The organism is Neochlamydia sp. TUME1, assembly GCF_000813645.1.
Taxonomy (GTDB): domain Bacteria; phylum Chlamydiota; class Chlamydiia; order Chlamydiales; family Parachlamydiaceae; genus Neochlamydia.
In genome coordinates this window covers 57112-78790 of record NZ_JRXI01000136.1, presented here as the reverse complement: position 1 = coordinate 78790, position 21679 = coordinate 57112, and the positions used below count along the sequence as shown (strand labels likewise).

The following is a 21679-nucleotide window of genomic DNA, read 5'->3' as shown; positions in this document are numbered from 1 at the left end:
TATATGGAAATTCCTTATTAGGAAAAGGTTATTAATTTTAACTTGCACAAGTAGAATAATTTATTCGCTTTTCAACCTTCTTTGCTTAAAGGATTCTCCAAGCAACTTATGGGTGCCATCTTTGAAGCTTAATATGTGTTTTAAAATATTTTATGTATACAAAATTTATAGGTAACCTTGCAAAAATGTCAAGATGTAGATAAGGTCTGTTCAGGATAAAAAGCAACCATATCTGCTAAAAAGATAAAGATGCTACAAAATTTTTTGGCATTAAGTTAAAGAATAAAGAAAGTTTACTAGGAGCCTACATGAAAAATACATACAAAACTGTTCCCTCTGCCCTGGCAGTGCCCACTCATCTACAAGCGGAAGCAAGTCATAAAATTTCTCAAGTTCTCAATCCCTTAATTGCGGATGCTTTTGCTTTATATGTAAAAACAAAAAGCTATCATTGGCATCTATCTGGCCCCCACTTTCGCGATTATCATCTCTTGATGGATGAGCAAGCCGAGCAGATCTTTGCGATCATCGATGTACTTGCAGAGAGGATACGCAAGCTTGGAGCTCTTACCATCCACTCTATCAAACAGATTAGCCAATTGCAAAATGTGCAAGATGATAACGAGCCATGCATTGAAGCCATCCAGATGCTTAAGCGTTTAGAAGAGGAAAATAGAAACTTAGCTGCTCGCATGCTTGCTGCCCATAGAGTTTGCCAAGAGTATCAGGATGTAGCTACGACTAGTATTCTTGAAGTTTATATCGACGAGGCCGAACGGCGAGCCTGGTTTCTTTTCGAAACGCAGCAGAGCTAAATCCTTGGTTGCCCAGGGCTTAAAATACCGTAACGGAGGGAGCTATTGATTTGGATCTCCAAAAAAGCTTCATTTCTTGGCTTTGGTGCTTTCTTCTTAAAAAATAATTTAAAGCTGGTTGATTTTTTTGCATAGAAAATCCTAGAAAGTAAGGAAAAGCCTTTTGAAGATTACAGGAATAAGCTCCTAACTTAAGGTAGAAACTAATGAGTAAGACTTAAAGGGGATAAAAATGTTTCATCTGCTTGGATTTCTTTAATCTATTCATAGCAAACCATAAAAAAAAGTTGATTTGAATTCGAAAATAAAAGATTTATTGTTCATTCTTTCATTTATCTAGACAAAGTGACTTGGCTCAGATAAAAGGATAAAGAAAAATTTGAATAAATAGATAGGGGTGCCAGCAAAGTAGCTGGTGTCTATTATCTTTTTAGGGATTTAAAAAGATGAGCAAAATCTACAAATTAGCCTTTTTTATTGTTTCTCTTCTTGCCCTCTTCCTCGTAGTAGGATGGTTTGTGCACAATAGCGATATCGCTGTGCTCAATCCCAAAGGAGCGATCGCTCAAAGAGAACTGGACTTAATCATTCAAGCTACTCTTCTGATGTTGATTGTGGTTATTCCAGTATTTATCTTGATGATTGCTATTGCTTGCCGCTATAGAGCCACCAACTCAAAAGCAAAATATACACCCGATTGGGATCATAGCCATCTTGTTGAGTTTATCTGGTGGGCAATTCCTTTTGTAATTGTTCTGGTCCTTTCGGTTATCACTTGGAAAAGCAGTTTTGAATTAGATCCTTTCAAGCCGCTACAGGCCAGCACTAAGCCTCTGACTATACAAGCTGTAGCTCTACAGTGGAAATGGCTATTTATCTATCCTGAGCAAAAAATTGCTACTGTGAATTTTCTTCAGTTTCCCAAAGACACACCCCTTAATTTTGAAGTCACTGCCGACGCTCCTATGAATTCATTTTGGATTCCGCAACTGGGTGGGCAAGTGTATGCGATGCCCGGTATGAAAGCAAAGCTACATCTTATAGCGCATGAGCTAGGAAGCTTTAGAGGCTCTTCTGCAAATTTTAGTGGAGAAGGCTTTGCTGGCATGAAATTTACGGCTGAAGCTACTTCATCCGAAGATTTTGAGCAATGGGTAGAAAAAGTAAAGCAATCACCTAAGCAGCTTAGCTTAAACGAGTATAAAAAATTAATCCTGCCCACTCAAAATTCCTCCGCAGATACCTATACCTTGCAAAAAGAAAATTTGTTTGATTGGATCATTATGAGCTACATGATGCCCATGGACTCACATTCAAGCAAAAGCGACGCCTCTTTAGAATAATTAGTAAGTATTTGATCTTAATCCATATAGGGAAATGACATGTTTGGAAAATTAAACCTTGAAGCTTTCAAGCACGACCCCATTGAAAGTGGTGCGGGTATAGGCATGGCTATAGCTGGCTTAATGATTGTTGCTCTCTTATTTTATTTCCGCAGGTGGAAATGGCTCTGGAATGAATGGTTAACATCCCTGGACCATAAAAAAATTGGCATGATGTATATCATCGTCTCTCTTTTAATGTTATTCAAAGGCGTGGTAGATGCTTTGATGTTACGGGCTCAACAGATACTTGCGGTAGGCGAATCGCAGGGCTTTTTGACCCCTTCCCATTTTCAGCAAGTATTCTCTGCTCACGGTACCACCATGATTTTCTTTGTGAGTATGGGGGCAGTGTTCGGCTTGTTGAACTTAATCGTGCCTTTACAGATAGGAGCTCGGGATGTGGCTTTTCCTTTTATGAATTCCTTGAGCTTTTGGCTGTTTGCAGCGGGTGCATTTTTGGTCAATCTTTCCCTTGTTATAGGAAATTTTTCTGCGACAGGGTGGTTAGCTTATCCGCCTCTTTCAAGTCTACAATACAGCCCTGATGTAGGCGTAGATTACTGGATATGGAGTATACAGATTGCTGGTATGGGCAGCTTGCTCTCGGGGATTAATTTTTTAGTGACCATTTTAAAGATGCGTTGTCCTGGCATGACGCTGATGAAAATGCCTTTATTTACCTGGAGTGCTTTAAATAGCATGGTTTTAGTCATTTTTGCTTTTCCAATTTTAACAGCCACCCTTGTCATGTTGAGCCTAGATCGTACCTTAGGAACCCATTTTTTCACCGCAGATTTTGGTGGCAATCCTATGATGTATATCAACCTCATCTGGGCCTGGGGGCATCCCGAAGTTTATATTCTCATGCTGCCAGGTTTTGGAATTTTTTCAGAAGTTGTGGCAACTTTTTCACATAAGCGCTTATTCGGCTATACCTCCATGGTATGGGCGCTAGCTTCGATTACTTTTCTGTCTTTTATCGTATGGCTGCATCACTTTTTTACGATGGGAGCAGGAGCAAATGTTAACGCCTTCTTTGGCATTATGACCATGCTTGTTGCCATTCCCACGGGCGTAAAAATCTTTAACTGGCTATTTACTATGTGTAGAGGACGTATTCAATTTTCACGGCCTATGCTTTGGTTTTTGGGTTTCGTAGTCGTTTTTACGAGTGGAGGCATGACAGGGGTGTTAATGTCTGTGCCTGCAGCTGATTTCCAAGTGCATAATAGCTTATTTTTAGTAGCCCATTTTCATTCCATGGTTATTGGAGGCGTTTTATTTGCTTTTTTTGCCGGCCTTGCTTATTGGCTTCCTAAGTTTTTAGGATTCAAATTGCATGAAAAGCTGGGAAGATATGCCTTTTGGTGTTGGATTATAGGTTTTTTCCTAGCCTTCATGCCACTCTATCTCATTGGCTTAATGGGGGCCACCCGCCGTTTAAATCATTATGAGGAGGCCACCGGCTGGCATCCCTTATTTGTGCTTGCCGGGGTAGGCGTTTGCATCATTATTGGTGGTGCTTTCCTCCAGTTTTTACAACTTATTGTAGGTGTGATCCAGCGTAAACAAAATAAGGTGGGTAACGACCCCTGGAATGGTAGAACACTGGAATGGTCCACTTCCTCTCCTCCACCCATTTATAATTTTGCTATTATCCCTGAGGTGAACGAGCGCGATCCTTATTGGGCTAAAAAACAGGCGCATGTGCTGGATGCAAAAAAACCTTGTTATCAAGCTATTCATCTACCTAAAAACTCTGCTATGGGTATCTATGTGGCTAGCTTTAGCCTCCTCTTTGGTTTTGCAGTCATTTGGCATATCTGGTGGCTTGCTCTCTTGAGCTTGCTAGGCACTATAATAGGCACCATTATACGTCTCTTAGATGATAATACCGATTACTACCTATCAGCCGCAGAGGTAGAAAAAATAGAGGCAGAACATGCCAGGAGTAGGGGATAGCCATGACAGATTTAACTACGCTTTCATCCATCCATCATGCGGACTCTTCTCCAGCCACCTCTGCTAAAACGCTGTTTGGCTTTTGGATTTACTTAATGACCGACTGCATTTTGTTTGCCACCTTTTTTGCCACATATGCCGTGCTGCACAATAGTACGTATGGCGGGCCTTCTGCTGGCCAATTGTTTAGCCCTACCTTTGCTTTGATAGAAACTCTTATCTTATTAACGAGCAGCTTTACCAGCGGATTGGTTATGTTAGCGGCTCATCGCCAAGAAAAAAATAGGGCGTTAAGTTATTTAAGCTTAACATTTTTATTAGGGCTTTCCTTTTTAACCCTGGAAATAATGGAATTTAACTATCTTATCCAGGAGGGAAATAGCTGGCAAAAAAGTGCTTTTCTATCAGCCTACTTCACCTTGGTTAGCACACATGGCTTGCATATTCTAGCAGGCTTACTATGGGTAGTAGTCCTTGGAATGCAAATTTTGTCACGGGGTTTGAGCGCAAATACGCTTAGACGATTAGCTTGCTTTAGCATGTTTTGGCATTTTTTAGATATTATATGGATTTTTATCTTCACCTTTGTCTACTTAATGGGAGCGCAGTAACATGAAAGATAATCTTTATCCTATAAAAACTCCGCAAGCTTCTAGACATGGAAGCTTTAAATCCTATGGGCTGGGCTTTGCTATATCCATCGTATTGACTTTAGCTGCCTATATAATTGTCCAGGAACATTTATTAACCGGTAAGGTTTTAGTTGCTGCTCTGGTTAGCTTAGGGGTCATGCAAGCTTTAATCCAGCTTTTATTTTTTCTTCATCTTAAAGAAGAGGATAAGCCCCGCTGGAACCTAGTTGCTTTAATTTTTATGATAGCTGTGATCGCCATTTTAGTAGTCGGCTCTCTATGGATTATGAATGATTTAGATGAAAGGCTGATGTCTATGCAAGAGATGTTTCATCCCAGCGAATAGGAAATATGGCTATAAACTCCAGGATTAAATCATAAGGCTATTTAAGACGATGATCATTAAAACTTATTATATGTTGACTAAACCTGGCATCATAGCAGGTAATGCGGTAACAACCTTTGGCGGCTTTATGCTTGCCTCAAAAGGGGCTGTTAACTTCTGGCTGTTCTGCTGGACTTTGATGGGCCTATCTTTAGTGATTGCCTCGGCATGCGTGTTTAACAACTATATGGATCGAGAGATAGATAAGAAAATGGCGAGGACTAAAAATCGAGCGCTTGTTAAGGGTCTAGTCTCTGAAAAAAACGCGCTCCTATTTGGTACTTTGCTGGGCTTGTTAGGAATGGGCGTTTTAGCTTTATATGCTAATTTTTTGACAGCTATGCTAGCTCTAGCAGGTTTTTTATTTTATGTGGTCGTGTATGGTGTATGGAAATATAGATCTTCTTATGGCACAGTGATAGGAAGCCTAGCAGGAGGCGTCCCTCCCGTGGTAGGTTATTGCGCGGCCAGCAATCAATTAGACTTAGGTGCTTTCCTCCTATTTACCATTATGGTCCTATGGCAAATGCCCCATTTCTTTGCGATTACCCTCTATCGCTTAGAGGATTATGCTGCTGCCTCCATCCCAGTTTTACCGCTTGAAAAGGGTATATACACAACCAAAATACAAATGTGGCTATATATCATCGCTTTTATCGTGGCGACTGTCATGTTAACGTTAATGGGGTATACCGGCTATGCCTATTTAACCGTGGCTGTCCTGATGGGGTTAATGTGGTATGTATTATGTTTAAAAGGTTTTAAAAGTGATAATGACAAAAGATGGGCCCGCCAAATGTTTTTATTTTCTATCGTAGTGATTATGGTCGAATGTTTCATGATGGCTATTGATAGGGTTTAAGAGAAATCGATGGCTGGCTAATCAGCCTAATGCCTTTACTTTGCCGTCCATTAAAAAAGTTCAAGAATCAAGATAACCGTTTCCACAGCATTTTTCGCTAGCAAATAGCAAGGATAGATAGACAGTACTAACAGCAACTAAGATTTTATTTTAAGATCCATGCCTAAAAAACTATAAAAGAATCTATTCACGCAAAAAGATAAAGAAATAGCTAAAAAAAAATTCATCTTCGATTTTATGTTTACCTCCTTGCTTTTTTAAAGGTGTAGATTATTAAACCTTTTTCGTCAGCATATTCAAAGCTTTCTAGAGAGTTAAAAACTATTTCTCACTAATTTTACTAAAGTCTAGCAATTGAGAGAACATGTCAAAAACACGCTGCAGCAAAGCTATACGGTTGTCTCGCAATTTTAGATCATCTGCCAAGATTTTAACTTCATCAAAAAGCTGGGCTAAAGCTGGTTGGATATCTGCAATTAGTTCGTAAGCTTTATCATAATCATGCGAGATAATCGCTTGGGTAAGTTGTATTTGCTTTTGGTCTAGCAAAGCATTCAAGCTTTTCTCAGCATTTTCTTTAAGTAATTCTTTTGAAAAGGCAGTACTTGGAATGTTTACTAATTGACCTTTAGCTCTTTTGTAGACTTCAAAGAGAAGGGGAAACTTTTTGTTGGTTTGCCTGAAATGGTGAAGGGATTTAGCTTTGCAAAAAGTATCGTAGATATCACTAAAGTTAGAAGAAAGAGAAGCTTCAATTTCATCTTTAGAAAGTTCATATTCTTGGAAAACTGATTTAATACGATTGGTAATAAAGGCTTCTATCTCTTGTAATAAATGCTCTTTATCTTTTATTAGAGCTTCAGGGAAATGATTTAAACATTGCCGGAAGACCTCCACTAAGGGTAAGCGGTAGCGCCCATTAATAAGCATTTTAATCAAGCCGAGAGTCTGGCGCCTTAGCGCATAAGGATCACTAGAAGAGGTAGGCTTAAGATTTACACAGTAGCAACCAATTAAATTATCGATTTTGTCAGCAAGGCTTACTAAGGTGCCTGTAAGGGTTTGGGGTAAAGGAGCGTTTTCTCCTCGGGGCATCCAATGTTCATCCAGGGCTGCGGCTACCTCGGGATCCTCGCCTGAAGCTAGCGCATAGTATTTTCCTATCGTACCTTGTAGGTTAGGAAATTCATAAACCATTTCTGAGGCTAAATCGGCTTTACATAACCAAGCTGCTCGTTTAGCTTTTTCCAAACTGCCTCTGTTAAGCAATTTTTGCAAAATCTCTACATGGGAAACAATCCGTTTAACCTTATCCCATACGCTCCCTAAGTGAGCTTGGAAAGTCACTTGTTTAAGCTTCTCATTGTAAAAATCTAAGGATACTTTCAAGCCTTGCTCATATAAAAAAGCTCCATCAGAGAGCCTAGCTGATAAGACACGCTCATTACCGGCCCGTATGTAATCCGAAGGATTGTTGTCAGCGGTGATAATGAAGATGTTTTGCAGTTGACCTTGAGCATCGGCAACAGGAAAATATTTTTGATGTTCCACCATCTCAGAAATTAACACTTCTTTAGGAACATTAAGAAAAGAGGCATTGAAGTAGGCATAAGTTACTTGGGGCCACTCCACCAAGTTCAAGACTTGCGGGATGACAGCCTCTCGACAGATAATCTTTGCTTGTAAGGACTGTTCTAGCTTATCTAGAGCAGCAATGATGGTATCTTCTCTTTCCGCCATGTCTACCATCACCTGATGTTTCTTTAAAATTTCCACATACTCTTGGGCTTTATCAAGAGCAAAAGCCTCAGGGCATAGCTGACGATGCCCAAAAGATTTTCGACCGGCCTGAATATTGCCCACGTTAAAGGGAATAATGTGAGTGCCATGAAGGCAGGTGATCCAGCGCAGAGGACGTGCGTAAGAAATTTCACAAGAACCCCAGCGCATTTTTTTAGGAAAATCGAGATTCAAAATGAGATTGGGTAAGTTTTTAGCTAAGATTTGCGTTGTCGGTATTCCTGGTGTTTCCATGGAGGCAAATAGATAATCGATTCCTTTGATTTGCTGAATGCGCACGGAGCCGCAGGGAGCTTCACGGATAGCAGCTAAGGAAATAGGGGGAATGCCAAGAGAGCGAAAGAAACCTTCACCCGCTGGTTTTAATTGCCCATCGATGCTATAGGCTTGTTCTAAAGAGGGCCCTTTTTTTTCTAGGATTTGGGGGGGCTTAAGATAAGGAAGATCTTCAACATACAAGGCCAGGCGACGAGGAGTCCCATAAGTTTTAATATCTCCGTGAACGATACCTTCTTTATTTAAAAAAGCTTTAAATGCTTTTTCTAGATTTTGACAGCCTAAGCTGACAAATGCAGCGGGGAGCTCTTCGGAGCCAATTTCTAAAAGAAAAGCCTCTTTTTTATTAGGATCAAACATTTCGATTTCTTCTTCTCTAGAAAGAGTAAGAGCTATAATCTCTTCATTTCCGGATGGAGGCGCAGAGTTGAATTTGCCTAGTAACGGGTAGTTAAGTTGTTCGCGGCTCTTTGTATAGCTTTCGGCAATTTGCTTAGTAAGATTACGTATACGTGCAATATAACCTGTTCGCTCAGTAACAGAAATGGCGCCGCGTGCATCCAGAATATTAAAAGCATGCGAAGCTTTCATGACAAAATCATAGGCGGGTAGCGGCAAGCCTGCAGCCATTAATGCTTGAGCCTCTTTTTCAAAATCATTAAAGTGTCGAAACCACATTTCGGTTGAAGCATTTTCGAAATTGTAATGGCTCCATTCGACTTCATTACGATGATAAATATCTTTATAGGTAATCTCTTCATTCCATTGTAAATCAAAGATGTTATTGACTTTTTGTAGATACATGGCCAAACGCTCAATGCCATAGGTAATCTCACCGGTGATAGGCTTTAAAATGAGGCCCCCTACGCATTGAAAATAAGTAAATTGGGTAACTTCCATCCCATCCATCCAGACTTCCCATCCTAATCCCCAAGCTCCAAGTGTAGGGGCCTCCCAATCATCATGCACAAAGCGGATATCATGCTCACTCAGGTTAAAGCCAATAGCTTCTAAGGATTTTAGATAAAGATCCTGAATATGCGAGGGTGAGGGCTTGAGAATCACCTGGTATTGAAAATAGTGTTGAAGCCGGTTGGGATTGGTTCCATAACGTCCATCTGCAGGGCGGCGTGAAGGCTCAATGTAAGCTGCACGATAAGGCTCGGGACCTAAGCAGCGTAGAAAGGTGGCAGGGTTAAAGGTCCCTGCTCCTACTTCAAGATCATATCCTTGATGGATAATACACCCTTGCTGTTCCCAAAAAAGCGAAAGACGTCTTAATACTTCCTGAAAGGTAATCATGTAGATACTCATTTTTTATGAAAGGCATGATGTTATCTTATTTAAGAAAAATAACGCTACATTTTCATCATCTTCACTTCTCTCCTCTTCCTTTCCCTTTTATTTTTTATTATATAGCCCAAAAGTTCTCTATTTGCACTTTTTTTTTAAATAGCTTAAGCTGAACCATCTCTAGCTAGCAAATCATGAAAATATAAGAGAAACCCTCTAGCTATTCAATAAGTAGCTCTCTACACCTTTAGATGGATGTATAACTTTTTTTATCCTTACCAGGGAAACTGGCCTTTAATAAAAGAATATTAAGAGGTAAGGCAGCTTGTCTTATCCTAACGAGCAAGTCTTAAGCAGGCTTTACAGATCTTTAGTAGGCTTGTTTTTCTAACATCATCTAAAATAATTAGTAAGGAATTAACTAGTAGTTATTTAATACATATGGTATGCTGCACTATAAATAAAATTATTGATTGAGAAAATAATGACAAATTTTTGTGACCTAACTTACTCAGAGCTTGTAGATTGGCTAGAAACTTATGAGGAAAAAAAGTTTCATGCGCGCCAACTCTTTGAATGGGTGTATAAAAAATCGATCCTGGATTGGGATTTGATGTCTAACCTGAGTAAGCCTCTGCGCGAAAAGCTAAAAAAAGGCTTGTTGTTGCCTACCTTGCAATTGGTAAAAGTTACCCCTTCCACAGACTTAGAAACTTATAAATTTCTCTGGAAGTTAAGGGATGGTAATCTGGTCGAATCTGTACTGATTTGCTCTGGTGATCGTCGTACAGTTTGTGTTTCCTCGCAAGTAGGATGTCCTGCTAACTGCGCCTTTTGCGCGTCAGGAAAGCAAGGTTTTTTTCGTAATCTCCGACCTGGGGAAATTGTCGAGCAGATCGTGCAGATTAACCATTGGTTAAAGCAAAAAGAAGAACGTGTTTGTCATGTGGTTTACATGGGAATGGGTGAGCCCCTTAAAAACTATGAGGCCGTGATGAAATCCATTCATCTGATCATTGATGAGGAAACGCTTAACATTTCTCAAAGAAGAATTACAGTCTCTACGGTAGGAATTGTGGATGGAATCAAGCGTTTAAGCACAGAAAATCTTAAAGTCAATTTGGTTCTTTCTCTTCATGCTCCTAATCAAAATATTCGCAAAAAGATTATTCCCTATGCACGTAAATATCCTTTGGAAGATATTTTAGCTGCTATGGATGAATATAGTATGAAAACGAAGCGCGATATTACCTATGAATATACTCTGATTGCGGGCATCAATGATCATCCTGATCATGCGCATGAATTGGCCCATCTATTAAAAGGCAAGCAATGTACAGTTAATTTAATTCCCTATAATCCTATTCCAAATGTGAGGCTGCAGAGGCCTGATAGAAAAGCGATTAAAGAATTTAGAAGCGTTTTGTTTGGATGCAAGATCGTTAACACTTGCCGTTACACCAAAGGTGATGATATTGCGGCAGCCTGTGGGCAATTGGCAATGCAGCAGCAAAATTTACCAAAGCCTGCCTTAGCGATGATGCCAGAGTAAACATAAGTGATCTACTTTTTAATCAATTGAGAGGAATGCCTTACGCAACTGCTAATCGAGAAGTACGCTTTCAGCACTCTTGCTAAAAAAAAGCTTAAGTAGTAGGTTTTTAATGATGAAGCCCACCTATGAAGATCTTTTCATACTTGTCCAGCATCAGAGCCAAATGGTTTTTGAGCAGGAGCAGACGATTAAGCGCCTTGAAAAGCGCATTCTAGAGCTTGAAAAAATGCTAAATCTTCCTCCAATCAATAGCTCTAAAGAGCCCAGCTCTGAGCGAAAGAAAAATCGTCACTCTCCTAAAAGGGGAGCTAAGCCTTAAGCATAAAGGTTATTCATAACTATTACTCTCTGAAAAATAAGTCAACGCTACCCTCCTTTCATTTTTGCCTATCGGCCAGTTTTGTGGATCCATTAAACCAGAGATTGCTCCATGAATCTCTAGCAGGATCGCATGGAAAAAAAACGACAAGAAAAAATTGTTAAACCTTTAAGAAATTGGCTTAACAAGTGGTTGATGGATAAAATAGGCAGTGGTAGGGTCTAACCACTTGGCAGTAAAGCTTTTTAGGGAGGACCTATTTAAGCTTTCTCTTCCTAGTCGGCTACATTTAAAAGGGATGAAAAGCTTTAAAGAAAAGATTTTTTTCTGGCCTTCTAGGAAGGAAGAGAAAAGCATTTTTATTTATTAGGTTGCTTAAGATAAGAAGCTCCCTTTAAAATTATGCTCTGAAATAAAAGGTATTTATGTCTTTTGATCTCAAAAAACTCGATCTTTTTCCTACCCAGCCTGGCGTTTACTTGATGAAGGGGGAGCAAAATGAGATTCTTTACGTAGGCAAAGCTAACAATTTGCGTCAACGGGTCAAGCAATATTTTGCTGCAGGTAGAGATGGGCGTATAATGGTCCCTTTTTTAATTGCAAAGGTTGAAGAAATTGATACGATTATTGTTAATTCAGAAAAAGAAGCTTTGTTATTAGAAAATAATCTGATTAAGCAATACCAGCCTAGGTATAATGCTTTACTCAAAGATGATAAAAGTTATATTGCTTTAAAAATTAACAATCGACATCCCTGGCCTATGGTCAGTCTTATACGGTATCGAGGTAAACCTAAATCCGATGGTTACTATTTTGGACCTTATACAAGTGCCCTAGCTGCTCGCCATACTTTAGATTTAATCCAACGTATTTTTCCCTTAAGGCAATGTTCTGATCAGGAGCTAGTCCGTCGTCATCGCCCCTGCATTCTTTATGATATCAAACGTTGCATAGCCCCTTGTGTCAATAAATGTACAAAAGAAGAGTATGATCATTATATGGATGGGGCTATCAAGTTTCTAAGGGGGCAAGATAAGGAAGTTTTGCAAGATTTAAAAGCTGAAATGGAGCGTCAGTCGGAAGCTTTAGAGTTTGAAAGGGCAGGAGAGATTTTACAGACCATTCGTCAGATTGAGAAAACGATCGAAACGCAAAAAGTAGATAAACCTCTCGGGGAGGATGCGGATGCTTTTGGGATTTTTCGTCAAGGCGATGAAGCTATTCTTTGCCAGCTTTTATTTAGGGCAGGCAAGCTTGTAGGATCAAGGCGCCATAACTTTAGTCAGATCGCTCAAAATGATCATGAGTTGCTCGAATCTTTCCTATTACAAAATTATGATGAGCAAGCTGAATTGCCTCATGAAATTTTACTTTCCGCGCCTGTTGATAATTCTTCGGCTATTGCTGAAATTCTCTCTAGCCAAAGAAAAAGAGGAGTACGCATCTATCATCCTCAGAGGGGTAACAAATTAGCGATGGTTGAAATGGCTATCGCTAATGCCAAAGCTTCTTTTCATCAAGAAAAAGATTTGCAAGCTGTAAGGGAGAGAACCTTATTAGAAATGGAAGAGAAATTCCATTTGAATAGGTATCCTGAACGTATTGAATGTTTTGATATTTCTAATATTGCAGGCACCTCTATTGTCGCTACGATGGTTGCTTTTACTAACGGCCAAAAAGACTCAAATCGTTATCGAAAGTATAAGATTCGTACGATCGACCAATCGAATGACTATGCTTCTATGCAAGAGGCTTTAAGCAGACGTTATCTAAGAGCTAAAGAAGAAAATGATTTACCTGATTTGCTGATTGTGGATGGAGGAAAAGGACATCTTAACATGGCTTTAAAGCTCCTAGCAGATTTAGATATCGCCACGGTCGATGTGATCGGCTTAGCAAAAGAAAGGGGACGACACGATCGCGGCATGACAGAAGAGCAGGTCTTCTTGCCAGGTGTTAAAGATCCTCTTTTATTGCATAAGACCTCACCTGTTTTGTTTTTACTCCAGCAAATTCGTGATGAAGCTCACCGTACTGCTATCACCTACCATCGCCATTTAAGAACAAAAAAAACAATTAAAAGTTCCCTTGATGATATCCCAGGGATAGGCCCTAAAAAACGTTCCTTGCTCCTAAAGCATTTCGGTAGCGTTAAAAAATTAAGGGAAGCTTCCCTGGAAGAGATCTCTCAACTTCCTCGCCTTACCCAAAAAGATATAAAAGCTTTAACCGAATATTTAAAAAATGCTAAATGATGGGACTGCTTAAATAGTAAAAATTAAGAGATTATTCTTTTTTGATTGAATAAATTCAGCGCTCTCCGTTAACATGCCTTCTTCACTAATCCCGATGGGATATTAGCTCAGTTGGTTAGAGCGCCACGTTGACATCGTGGAGGTCAGCTGTTCGAGTCAGCTATATCCCACCATTTTATGGTTATGACTAATTCGCTAAAAACTCTAAGACAATCTGCTGCAGAGTTATTAGCGCTTGCTATGTGTAGCCTTTTTCCAAAAGCACAGCTATTCCAAGGAGAGGCCACGGATGTGGGCTTCTACTACGATTTTTTTCTTCCCGAAGCTATTACTCACGAGCAATTCTTGTATATCGAAGAGCGCATGCGTGACTTTATGCGTCAAAGCCTGTCCTTCAAGCCCATGGAAATGATGCGCAAAAATGCTATCGAGCTGTTTAAACATCAGGGGCAATCCCTTAAAGTTATTTTATTAAAAGCTTGTGCAGAAACCTTAGTTCATGTTTGTCAAGTGGGTGAGTTTTACGATTGGGTGACGCCTCCTTTTGTTGAGACGACTAAGCAGGTGGGGGTCTTTAAATTATTAGAGATAAGTTCTTTTAAAGTTTCCTTGACTGGTAGGCCTAATCTTTCATTAACACGCATCCAGGGGGCCGTATTTCCTGAAAGCTATAGCCTTAAGCAATTTCTGAAGAAAAGAGAGATTGCCAAGCAATGCGATCATCGGCAACTGGGCAAGCAGATGAACCTATTTACTATCCTGGACGAGACGTGCCCGGGCTGCTGGACCTGGTACCCTAAAGGAGTTCTTCTTCGCGAAATATTGCTAAATTGGTTGAAAGCCGAGTATCAACAGCAGGGATGTCAATGGGTAACCACTCCCGCGTTGCTAAAGCAGCCTTTTGCCGATTCAACAGAGCCTTTGACTTTACGTTTTGAAGCCGAAGGATTAGATTATGCTTTATGTGCGACTAAAGCATCTTTGCATGCTTCTCTTTACAAATCTAAGCCACATTCTTACCAAGAACTGCCCCTCTCTTACGCAGAATATGCTGAATTTTACAATCAAGGGAAAGAGATCCACCAGTGGGGAATGTTAAGGTCGCGTTCCTTTTATGCCGATCAGTCTCATATTTTCTGTTCTGCTGAGCAACTTTTAGATGTGCTCATTTCTTCCTTGCAATTCATTAATAAAACTATTAAGATAATGGGATTTGAGATCCAATGGCATCTGATTGCTAAAAGCACAAAGTATAAGAAGACTCCTAAAAAGTGGGAGGAATCTCAAGCTAATTTAGTCAGAGCCTTGGATGTAAGCGGCTTTAAATATGTGATTGACAAAGAGCCGCAAGATTATTATGGTCCTGCTATAGAGGCGCGATTCACTGATATACTGGGGCGCGATTGGAAAAGCTCTTGCATTTATATTGATTTGTACCATCCCGATAAGATGGGCTTATCCTATCCGGGGCAAGATGGCAAAATGCATGTGCCGGTCATGGTAGGTCAAGCAGTACTAGGTTCAATTGAACGTTTAACAGCTATTCTCCTTGAACACTACGCCGGGAACCTGCCTTTATGGCTTGCTCCTGAACAGATACGCGTGATTCCGGAGATGAATAAAAACCTCGATTATGCTATTCAGGTATTTGAGGAGATAAGAAGAGCTGGTTTCCGTGTGAGCATGGATGATTCTACTCACAGTGCTGCGCTAAAAATTCAGGCCGCTCACCATGAGAAAATTCCTTATCTTGTAAGAATAGGGGATAAAGAAGAGGAAAATCGCACCGTTATATTTAAGAAATATCAGCAAGAAAGCGTGCAAGAGGAAGTTTTAGATAAATTTCTTGAGCAATTGAAATTAGAAAACGAATTAAAAGCTTAAATGAAGTCTACCTCTTTAAGAAAGAGGTCTAATAAAAACTAAGAAGTGCAAGGTGACATCTTTGTGCTTCTATAACGAGGGTGGAATTTCGGTTGAAAGTTAACAGAGAAATACGTGCTCCGCGCGTTCGTTTGATTACGCAAACTGGTGAGCAAATTGGTGTAGTCCCTTTGCATGAGGCCTTAGCTAGAGCTGAAGAAAATGGATTAGATTTGGTAGAAATATCAGCAGGTTCTAATCCACCCGTATGTAAGATTATCAACTACGGCAAGTTTCGTTACGATCAAACGAAAAAGGAAAAAGAGAGCAAGAAAGCTCAACATCAAGTTAAAATAAAAGAAATTAAGGTCAAGCCGAATATTGATATCCATGACCTAGAGACAAAGATTAGACATGCTCGAGATTTTATTGCTAAAGGCAATAAAGTCAAGTTAACATGCATGTTTAGAGGGCGAGAGATGGCTCATCCAGAGATTGGAGAAAAGGTTCTTCGTAAAGTGTGCGAAGATCTTGAAGAAATCGCTACTGTAGAGTCTCCTTCTAAGCTATTTGGAAGAATGCTCATTGTCATATTAGCACCTGGTGGAAAGAAGAAAAAAGAAGGCGCGAAAGGCCTCTCGAATGAGAGCCAGCCTACCAGGGAAGAAGAAAGCGCATAGGCAAAATGAAAAGATATGTAGGGAGAAGTTCACGTGCCTAAGATGAAAACAAAAAAGGCTGTTGCGGCCAGATTCAAATTGACGGCAACTGGTAAGCTCAAAAGAGGGCGTCCAGGTAAGCGGCATATTTTGAATAAAAAAACACCTAAGCGTAAACGCCAGCTATCCAAACCGGCGTTAGTTAATGATGCGCACTTGAAAACGTACAAACGATTAATGTGCGTATAAAATATAGATCTGACTAGCTAAAAGTCAGAAAAATGAATGAAACGATCTAATATTTTAATAATTAAAGAATTAGACAAATAACAGTGGAGATAAGCTATGGTTAGAGTAACCAATGCTGTTGCTTCACATCGTCGCAAAAAAAGACTACTTAAGAGAGCTAAAGGGTTTTTCGGTGATCGAAAAAACCACTTGCGTCTTACAAGTGATGCGGTTAATAAAGCGTTGGCCTATAATTACCGCCATCGCAAAGAGAAAAAACGCGAGTTCCGTAGCTTATGGATCATGCGAATTGGAGCCGCTGCGAAAATCCATGGAATTTCTTATAGCAAGTTTATTCATGGTTTGCAAAAAGCGCGATGTGATTTAGATAGAAAAATGTTAGCCGATATGGCTATTCGTGATCCCCAAGGCTTTGCTGCCGTGGTGAGTCATGCAAAACAAGCCCTTGTATAACAAGGTATTGATTTCCTACATTTTTAGCAGAGCCGCCGAGTGTGACTCTGCTATTTTTTTTATTTTATTTTTTGAGGAAGATTGTGCATAGCTCCATTCAAGCCATTCATAGCGACTTTACTGCCGATATAGCTGCCGTAAAAACCACGGCAGAGATAGAAAATTTGAAAATAAAGTATTTAGGGAAAAAGGGCTTTATCCAAAATTTGATGAAATTCTTAAAAGAGGTTAATCCTGAACAGCGGCCCGCCTTTGGCAAGGAAATTAATGAACTTAAAGAAGATGTCTTGCATCAAATTGAGGAGCATGAAAAGCAGCTGATAGCTAAAGAAGAAGATCAGCAATTGGCTCAAGAAAAAATCGACATTACTTTACCTGGCAGGCGACCTCCTCTTGGACGCAAGCATATAATTACACAAGCCTTAGATAGTATCCTAGATATTTTAGTAGGCATGGGCTTCTCTGTACAATATGGCCCTGACATTGATACCGATTATTACAACTTTGAAGCCCTTAATTTTTCCTCCGATCATCCAGCACGTGATATGCAAGATACTTTTTATATCACTCCTGATGTTCTTCTGCGCACTCATACCAGTAATGTGCAAGTGCGCGTAATGGAGGCTCATCAGCCCCCTATTCGCATCATTACTCCTGGTAAAGCTTATCGCAATGAAACGATTACAGCTCGTTCTCATGTTTTCTTCCATCAGGTGGAAGGTCTATATATCGATAAAGGTGTGACCTTTGCCGATCTTTTAGCTACCATGCAAGAGTTTTTTAAACAACTATTTCGACGAGAAATTGAGACTCGTTATCGCCCAAGTTACTTTCCTTTTGTTGAACCAGGCTTAGAGGTAGATATCTCCTGCCTTTCTTGCAAGGGAAAAGGATGCCAGCTCTGTAAGCACTCCGGTTGGCTCGAAGTTGCAGGGGCTGGAATGGTGCATCCTGAAGTATTAAAAAATGGAGGAATTGACCCGGAAGTCTATTCTGGATATGCTTGGGGAATAGGCGTAGAAAGAATGGTCTTACTAAAACATGGAGTAAAAGATATTCGTCTATTTACAGAAAATGATCTACGTTTTTTAGAGCAATTCACCCATTTTTAATCCTCTCTAACAAAGGATACTTAAGAAGTTGTAGAAAAACGCTAAAAGTAAATTTTTCAGCCTATTTTTGACTTTTTTGTAAGGTTTAATTATGCAATGGATGGTGGATACAGCAGAAAGTGGCCAAAAGCTGGTCAATTTTCTTAAAGGCAAGCTAGGCTCAAGCTATTCTGCTCGCCAAATTAAGAGCAGTATTGAATATAAGGGATGTTATGTGAATCATCGCCTCGAGCATTTTGCTTCCACAGTTCTTGCTAAAGGAGATAAAGTTTCCTTGCCAGCAGGAATTTTAGAGAAAAAACCTCTTTCTTCTTTCCAATTCTTACCTAGTCAGATTATCTATGAGGATAAAGAATTACTTGTCTACAATAAGCCTGCAGGGGTAGCCTCGGATGGTCAAGTATTAACAGAAGCTTTAAAAGCTTATAATGTAAGGTGGGAGCTTTTACATCGGCTAGATCGGGATACGACCGGACTGTTAATGTTCACTCAAGGTAAGGTGTTTCGCGAAAAAATGGTGGCTGCCTTTAAAAAGCAGGAGATCGATAAAGTTTACTTAGCTCTTATTGATGGAATTACTAGGCAAGAAGCAGGAAATATTAACAACTATTTAGGTAAACTTCATGATTATCTAGGACAGTCATTATGGGGAGCTGTCCCTTCCGCTGAGGGCCATCATGCCCTTACAGCGTGGAAAGTTCAGAAAAAAGGCCCCAAAGCCTCTTTAGTGCACTGCTACCCGCGCACAGGCCGCACTCACCAAATCCGCGTGCACATGAGTGAAATGGGACACCCTATTTTGGGGGATCGGCAGTATGGGAAGCTCTTTCATTGTTCTTATCATAGCCCGCGTTGTCTTCTACATGCTTATGAACTATCCTTTATTCATCCCACTCTTCTACGCAAAATGCACTTTCAGGCTCCTATTCCTTTAGATTTTCAGCAAGCCATGGCGCAGGTGTTATGAGAATATTGATCGTTAAAACTTCTTCACTAGGGGATATTATCCATGGCTTTCCGGTCCTTACTTTTCTCCATCAACAATTTCCGGAGATTAAAGTGGATTGGGTAGTGGAAAAGAGCTTTGCCGAAATTGTTAAAAGCCATCCCTTAGTTGAACGCGCCATTGAAATAGATACAAAAAGTTGGCGAAAAAAGCTTTTTAGCTTAAAAACATGGAGCAGTATATTAAGCTTTCGCTCAGCCCTACAACAGCAAGAATATGCTGCTGTGATTGACCTGCAAGGTAACACTAAGTCTGCCATTGCTACTTTTTTTAGCAAGAAGTGCTCATAAAATAGGGTTTGGAGCTAAATCTCTCCATGAGTGGCCTAACCGGTGGGTAACCCATCATCATTTCGATCCTCCCAAGGGGTTAAATGTGCGTGACGAAAATGTATATCTGGCTCAGCACTATTTTCAATGTTATTCTCCCTTGAAAGAAGAAAAATTAATTTTAAATTTAAGTGAGGAACAAAAAGGCGTTTTTGATCTTCTTTGGAACAAGATAAAAGAGCTGCCGGGGCCAAAGATTTTAGTCTGTGCAGGCTCTGCTTGGAGAAATAAAAGGCTTTCTTATGAAGCCCTAGAAAGCTTTTTATATGAAATTTCTAGCAACCTGAAAGTTTCTCTTATTTTAGTATGGGGAAATGCTGAGGAATTAGCCATAGCCCAAAAGCTTCAGGCTGCCCTGTTGACAAACGTAAGCCTTTTGGATAAAGTCTCTCTTGCGGTTTTACAAAATTTAATGAGTCGGATAGATGCTGTCATTGCGATGGATTCCTTGCCTTTACATCTAGCTGGAATGTCGGGGACACCTTCTTTTAGTGTATTTGGAGCTTCTTCTGCTCGTAAATATAAGCCTAAAGGTAGCCTACATGAAGCTATACAAGGGGAGTGCCCTTATGGACGGACTTTTGAAAGGCGCTGCCCTGTATTAAGGTCTTGTCCTACGGGATTGTGTATTCGCGGATTATCAGGAAAATATTTGTTTCAGCAGTTTGCCCATTTTTATTCGCAGTTAAAAAATTAAAAGGGCTATTTTAAGCTTTAATAAAATCTTTAAGAAAGATTGCTATTGTCTATTCATCAGATTAATTCATAGATAATTTTAGGAGGGGCTTGATGAGCTTTAATGTAGACAAAGGGGCGGAAAAGGGAAGAGAGCTTTTATATAGCTTTTATAAAGATATTCGACCTAATGGAGGGCGAGCAAAGCTAAGGAATGCTATTGCAATCTTTAATCGCCTTAAAATTGATAAGACGCTTACCCTTGAAGGGCGCTTACGAGAGGCTATACAGCGCTTATTCGATAGAAATTGCTCAGATAGAGAGACAAAAGTTGAGCAGGCCGTCGCTTATCTAGCTTCTAAAATAGATGATAAAAATCAGGATACAACTAAGCGATTAAAAAAATTATTTGATAAAATCAATCATTCCGAGCGGGAAGCTTTTATCAGCGGGGAAGAAAAAGCCTTTAAAAAAAGCCCCGCTTATAAAAAGCCATGGCTACAAGAGAAAATAGCTCAAAGCAAAAATGAGCGTTTTGCCCTATTAAAAGCTAACCAAGCAATTCTTGAGGATATAGAAGGCCCTTCCTTTATCTACTTATCGCCTTTGATTGAGAAACTTGATGCATTCATTTTAAAAGAGGAAAATCCTCTTCTTTGGCAGCATCAAGCGCATATAATTAAAATCTTGCGTACCCTCAACGATCTCAATAAAAAAAACCTTTCCAAAGCAGAGCAAGCTAGCATGCGCGAATTTCTCGCCGGGGTGGACTGGGGGATTTTCGAGCCTGAAAACATTTCCTACCTTCATCAAGCCAATATTCATAATATTGAAATGCTAAGTGATTTGCCTGCAGGCAATCAACTGCTAGCCTCAGAGGTGAAGAAAACTTTGAATGAAAATGCCTATAAAATTCTAGCGCTTGAGGAAGAGATTGCTGATAAAGAAAGAGAGTTTGATCGATTATATGGCGAGCGACATCAACTGTCTATTCAAAGTCTACTCCCTCCTTCTAACATACACGAAGGGCAAGCTACTCCTCCCTTGCAAGATGGCATTCATCAAAAAGAAGAAAAAGACCTAGCAGACTTATTAGCTGTAATAGCAGCAATGGATGCCGAAGAAGAAAGGGCTAGAGAAGAGCCTAGTGTGGAAAGGGCACCCACACGGGAAGAAAATCATCTTACCCCTGAAAGCTATGATGAAGAAAAAGCCCTAGCAGAAGCATTAGCTGCAAGCTTAGAGGAGTTTGAAAAATTAAACCCATCTAAAAAAAATGAAGGAGAGCAAAAGGCAGCTAAAAACTTTGGCAGAGGCCCTTTATCTCTGCTTGAACGCATGCAACTAACAGAAAAAAAGGTAAAGAGGGGATTCAGCCAGCTACCTCTAACATTCCTCTTTCTGCCCTTAGCACTATTAAAGGAGAGAAAGGAGCGTTAAAAGAGGCTTTTACAGCACCTGACATAACTTCTCAAAAGGGCAGAGCAGGAGTAAGGCCATCTATTCAAGCTTCCCCCTTAAGAGCTGCTCTTGAAGAAAGTGTAGAAGCAAAATTAGACACAGCTCAAAAGGTAAAGGATAAAGGGAAAATGGCTGAAGTTAAGCAAGAATCATCAGTCACAAAGCTTTTCAAGTTTTTAGCGGCCCCTTTTGTTAAAATTGGCCAATGGCTGTTAGCCTGTTTTTGGTGGATTTTTAAAAGAAGAAATTAATGGATAAGCTTAGCTAAAAAGTATGAGAATTGATACAAAGCTAGAAGCCTATCTCTCTCTTAGTGAGGACTAGGTCTCTAGC

19 protein-coding genes and 1 tRNA gene are annotated in these 21679 nt (G+C 40.0%); 19 read left to right on the top strand and 1 reads right to left on the bottom strand.

The genetic code is table 11. The features are described from left to right. Nucleotides 1-308: 308 nt before the first annotated feature. From DB41_RS06775 to cyoE, 6 genes are all read left to right on the top strand, one after another. A complete protein-coding gene (locus DB41_RS06775) occupies nucleotides 309-815 on the top strand; it encodes a Dps family protein (RefSeq protein WP_039385757.1) in 507 nt (168 codons plus the stop codon). A 446-nt stretch (nucleotides 816-1261) separates the two neighbouring features. Further along, nucleotides 1262-2158 carry a ubiquinol oxidase subunit II gene (cyoA, locus tag DB41_RS06770; protein ID WP_052243978.1) on the top strand — a complete coding sequence of 299 codons (897 nt, stop codon included), beginning with the start codon at nucleotides 1262-1264 and terminating at the stop codon, nucleotides 2156-2158. Between the two features lie 39 nt (nucleotides 2159-2197). Next, on the top strand, nucleotides 2198-4162 hold the full coding sequence (gene cyoB / locus DB41_RS06765; protein WP_039385755.1) for a cytochrome o ubiquinol oxidase subunit I: 1965 nt from the start codon (nucleotides 2198-2200) through the stop codon (nucleotides 4160-4162). A gap of 2 nt (nucleotides 4163-4164) precedes the next feature. Then, nucleotides 4165-4773, top strand: coding sequence for a cytochrome o ubiquinol oxidase subunit III (gene cyoC / locus DB41_RS06760; RefSeq protein WP_052243977.1), 609 nt, complete (start codon nucleotides 4165-4167; stop codon nucleotides 4771-4773). A 1-nt stretch (nucleotide 4774) separates the two neighbouring features. Next, a complete protein-coding gene (cyoD, locus tag DB41_RS06755; protein WP_052243976.1) occupies nucleotides 4775-5140 on the top strand; it encodes a cytochrome o ubiquinol oxidase subunit IV in 366 nt (121 codons plus the stop codon). A gap of 52 nt (nucleotides 5141-5192) precedes the next feature. Next, on the top strand, nucleotides 5193-6041 hold the full coding sequence (gene cyoE, locus DB41_RS06750; RefSeq protein WP_039385829.1) for a heme o synthase: 849 nt from the start codon (nucleotides 5193-5195) through the stop codon (nucleotides 6039-6041). Nucleotides 6042-6362: 321 nt separating this feature from the next. Here the strand turns inward: cyoE and DB41_RS06745 are convergent, their stop codons facing one another. Beyond that, nucleotides 6363-9419, bottom strand: coding sequence for a glycine--tRNA ligase (locus DB41_RS06745; protein ID WP_052243975.1), 3057 nt, complete (start codon nucleotides 9417-9419; stop codon nucleotides 6363-6365). 475 nt (nucleotides 9420-9894) lie between these two features. On the opposite strand from DB41_RS06745, the gene rlmN reads away from it, so the two are divergent. From rlmN to DB41_RS06675, 13 genes are all read left to right on the top strand, one after another. Continuing rightward, nucleotides 9895-10962, top strand: a complete 1068-nt coding sequence (rlmN, locus tag DB41_RS06740) for a 23S rRNA (adenine(2503)-C(2))-methyltransferase RlmN (protein WP_039385752.1) — start codon at nucleotides 9895-9897, stop codon at nucleotides 10960-10962. Between the two features lie 112 nt (nucleotides 10963-11074). Further along, the gene (locus DB41_RS06735) at nucleotides 11075-11284 is read left to right on the top strand and encodes a DUF6444 domain-containing protein (RefSeq protein ID WP_130589480.1); all 210 of its coding nucleotides are present in this window, start codon (nucleotides 11075-11077) and stop codon (nucleotides 11282-11284) included. A gap of 425 nt (nucleotides 11285-11709) precedes the next feature. After that, nucleotides 11710-13539, top strand: a complete 1830-nt coding sequence (gene uvrC, locus DB41_RS06725; protein ID WP_039385746.1) for an excinuclease ABC subunit UvrC — start codon at nucleotides 11710-11712, stop codon at nucleotides 13537-13539. A 96-nt stretch (nucleotides 13540-13635) separates the two neighbouring features. Continuing rightward, a tRNA-Val gene (locus DB41_RS06720) sits at nucleotides 13636-13712 on the top strand. A gap of 10 nt (nucleotides 13713-13722) precedes the next feature. Then, the gene (locus tag DB41_RS06715) at nucleotides 13723-15423 is read left to right on the top strand and encodes a threonine--tRNA ligase (protein ID WP_162180928.1); all 1701 of its coding nucleotides are present in this window, start codon (nucleotides 13723-13725) and stop codon (nucleotides 15421-15423) included. Between the two features lie 80 nt (nucleotides 15424-15503). After that, complete coding sequence (infC, locus tag DB41_RS06710) at nucleotides 15504-16082, top strand: translation initiation factor IF-3 (protein ID WP_368730546.1); 579 nt, start codon at nucleotides 15504-15506, stop codon at nucleotides 16080-16082. A gap of 33 nt (nucleotides 16083-16115) precedes the next feature. Next, nucleotides 16116-16310 (top strand): 50S ribosomal protein L35, encoded by a 195-nt coding sequence (gene rpmI, locus DB41_RS06705; RefSeq protein ID WP_039385743.1) that lies wholly within the window; start codon nucleotides 16116-16118, stop codon nucleotides 16308-16310. A gap of 96 nt (nucleotides 16311-16406) precedes the next feature. Next, a complete protein-coding gene (gene rplT / locus DB41_RS06700; RefSeq protein WP_039385742.1) occupies nucleotides 16407-16763 on the top strand; it encodes a 50S ribosomal protein L20 in 357 nt (118 codons plus the stop codon). A gap of 83 nt (nucleotides 16764-16846) precedes the next feature. Then, a complete protein-coding gene (gene pheS, locus DB41_RS06695; protein ID WP_039385740.1) occupies nucleotides 16847-17875 on the top strand; it encodes a phenylalanine--tRNA ligase subunit alpha in 1029 nt (342 codons plus the stop codon). A 91-nt stretch (nucleotides 17876-17966) separates the two neighbouring features. Beyond that, a complete protein-coding gene (locus DB41_RS06690; RefSeq protein ID WP_039385738.1) occupies nucleotides 17967-18842 on the top strand; it encodes an RluA family pseudouridine synthase in 876 nt (291 codons plus the stop codon). Then, nucleotides 18839-19171 carry a hypothetical protein gene (locus tag DB41_RS06685; protein ID WP_039385737.1) on the top strand — a complete coding sequence of 111 codons (333 nt, stop codon included), beginning with the start codon at nucleotides 18839-18841 and terminating at the stop codon, nucleotides 19169-19171. Before DB41_RS06690 ends, DB41_RS06685 begins: the two co-directional genes overlap by 4 nt. Further along, nucleotides 19110-19907, top strand: a complete 798-nt coding sequence (locus tag DB41_RS06680) for a glycosyltransferase family 9 protein (RefSeq protein ID WP_080502439.1) — start codon at nucleotides 19110-19112, stop codon at nucleotides 19905-19907. Before DB41_RS06685 ends, DB41_RS06680 begins: the two co-directional genes overlap by 62 nt. A gap of 92 nt (nucleotides 19908-19999) precedes the next feature. Next, complete coding sequence (locus tag DB41_RS06675) at nucleotides 20000-21325, top strand: hypothetical protein (protein WP_039385733.1); 1326 nt, start codon at nucleotides 20000-20002, stop codon at nucleotides 21323-21325. Nucleotides 21326-21679: the final 354 nt, after the last annotated feature.

Bases quoted from the DNA above. Each gene is read 5' to 3' on its own strand.
- DB41_RS06775 (WP_039385757.1), top strand. From the start codon at position 309: ATGAAAAATACATACAAAACTGTTCCCTCTGCCCTGGCAGTGCCCACT.
- cyoA (WP_052243978.1), top strand. From the start codon at position 1,262: ATGAGCAAAATCTACAAATTAGCCTTTTTTATTGTTTCTCTTCTTGCC.
- cyoB (WP_039385755.1), top strand. From the start codon at position 2,198: ATGTTTGGAAAATTAAACCTTGAAGCTTTCAAGCACGACCCCATTGAA.
- cyoC (WP_052243977.1), top strand. From the start codon at position 4,165: ATGACAGATTTAACTACGCTTTCATCCATCCATCATGCGGACTCTTCT.
- cyoD (WP_052243976.1), top strand. From the start codon at position 4,775: ATGAAAGATAATCTTTATCCTATAAAAACTCCGCAAGCTTCTAGACAT.
- DB41_RS06745 (WP_052243975.1), bottom strand. From the start codon at position 9,419: ATGATTACCTTTCAGGAAGTATTAAGACGTCTTTCGCTTTTTTGGGAA.
- rlmN (WP_039385752.1), top strand. From the start codon at position 9,895: ATGACAAATTTTTGTGACCTAACTTACTCAGAGCTTGTAGATTGGCTA.
- DB41_RS06735 (WP_130589480.1), top strand. From the start codon at position 11,075: ATGATGAAGCCCACCTATGAAGATCTTTTCATACTTGTCCAGCATCAG.
- uvrC (WP_039385746.1), top strand. From the start codon at position 11,710: ATGTCTTTTGATCTCAAAAAACTCGATCTTTTTCCTACCCAGCCTGGC.
- DB41_RS06715 (WP_162180928.1), top strand. From the start codon at position 13,723: ATGACTAATTCGCTAAAAACTCTAAGACAATCTGCTGCAGAGTTATTA.
- rplT (WP_039385742.1), top strand. From the start codon at position 16,407: ATGGTTAGAGTAACCAATGCTGTTGCTTCACATCGTCGCAAAAAAAGA.
- DB41_RS06690 (WP_039385738.1), top strand. From the start codon at position 17,967: ATGCAATGGATGGTGGATACAGCAGAAAGTGGCCAAAAGCTGGTCAAT.
- DB41_RS06685 (WP_039385737.1), top strand. From the start codon at position 18,839: ATGAGAATATTGATCGTTAAAACTTCTTCACTAGGGGATATTATCCAT.
- DB41_RS06675 (WP_039385733.1), top strand. From the start codon at position 20,000: ATGAGCTTTAATGTAGACAAAGGGGCGGAAAAGGGAAGAGAGCTTTTA.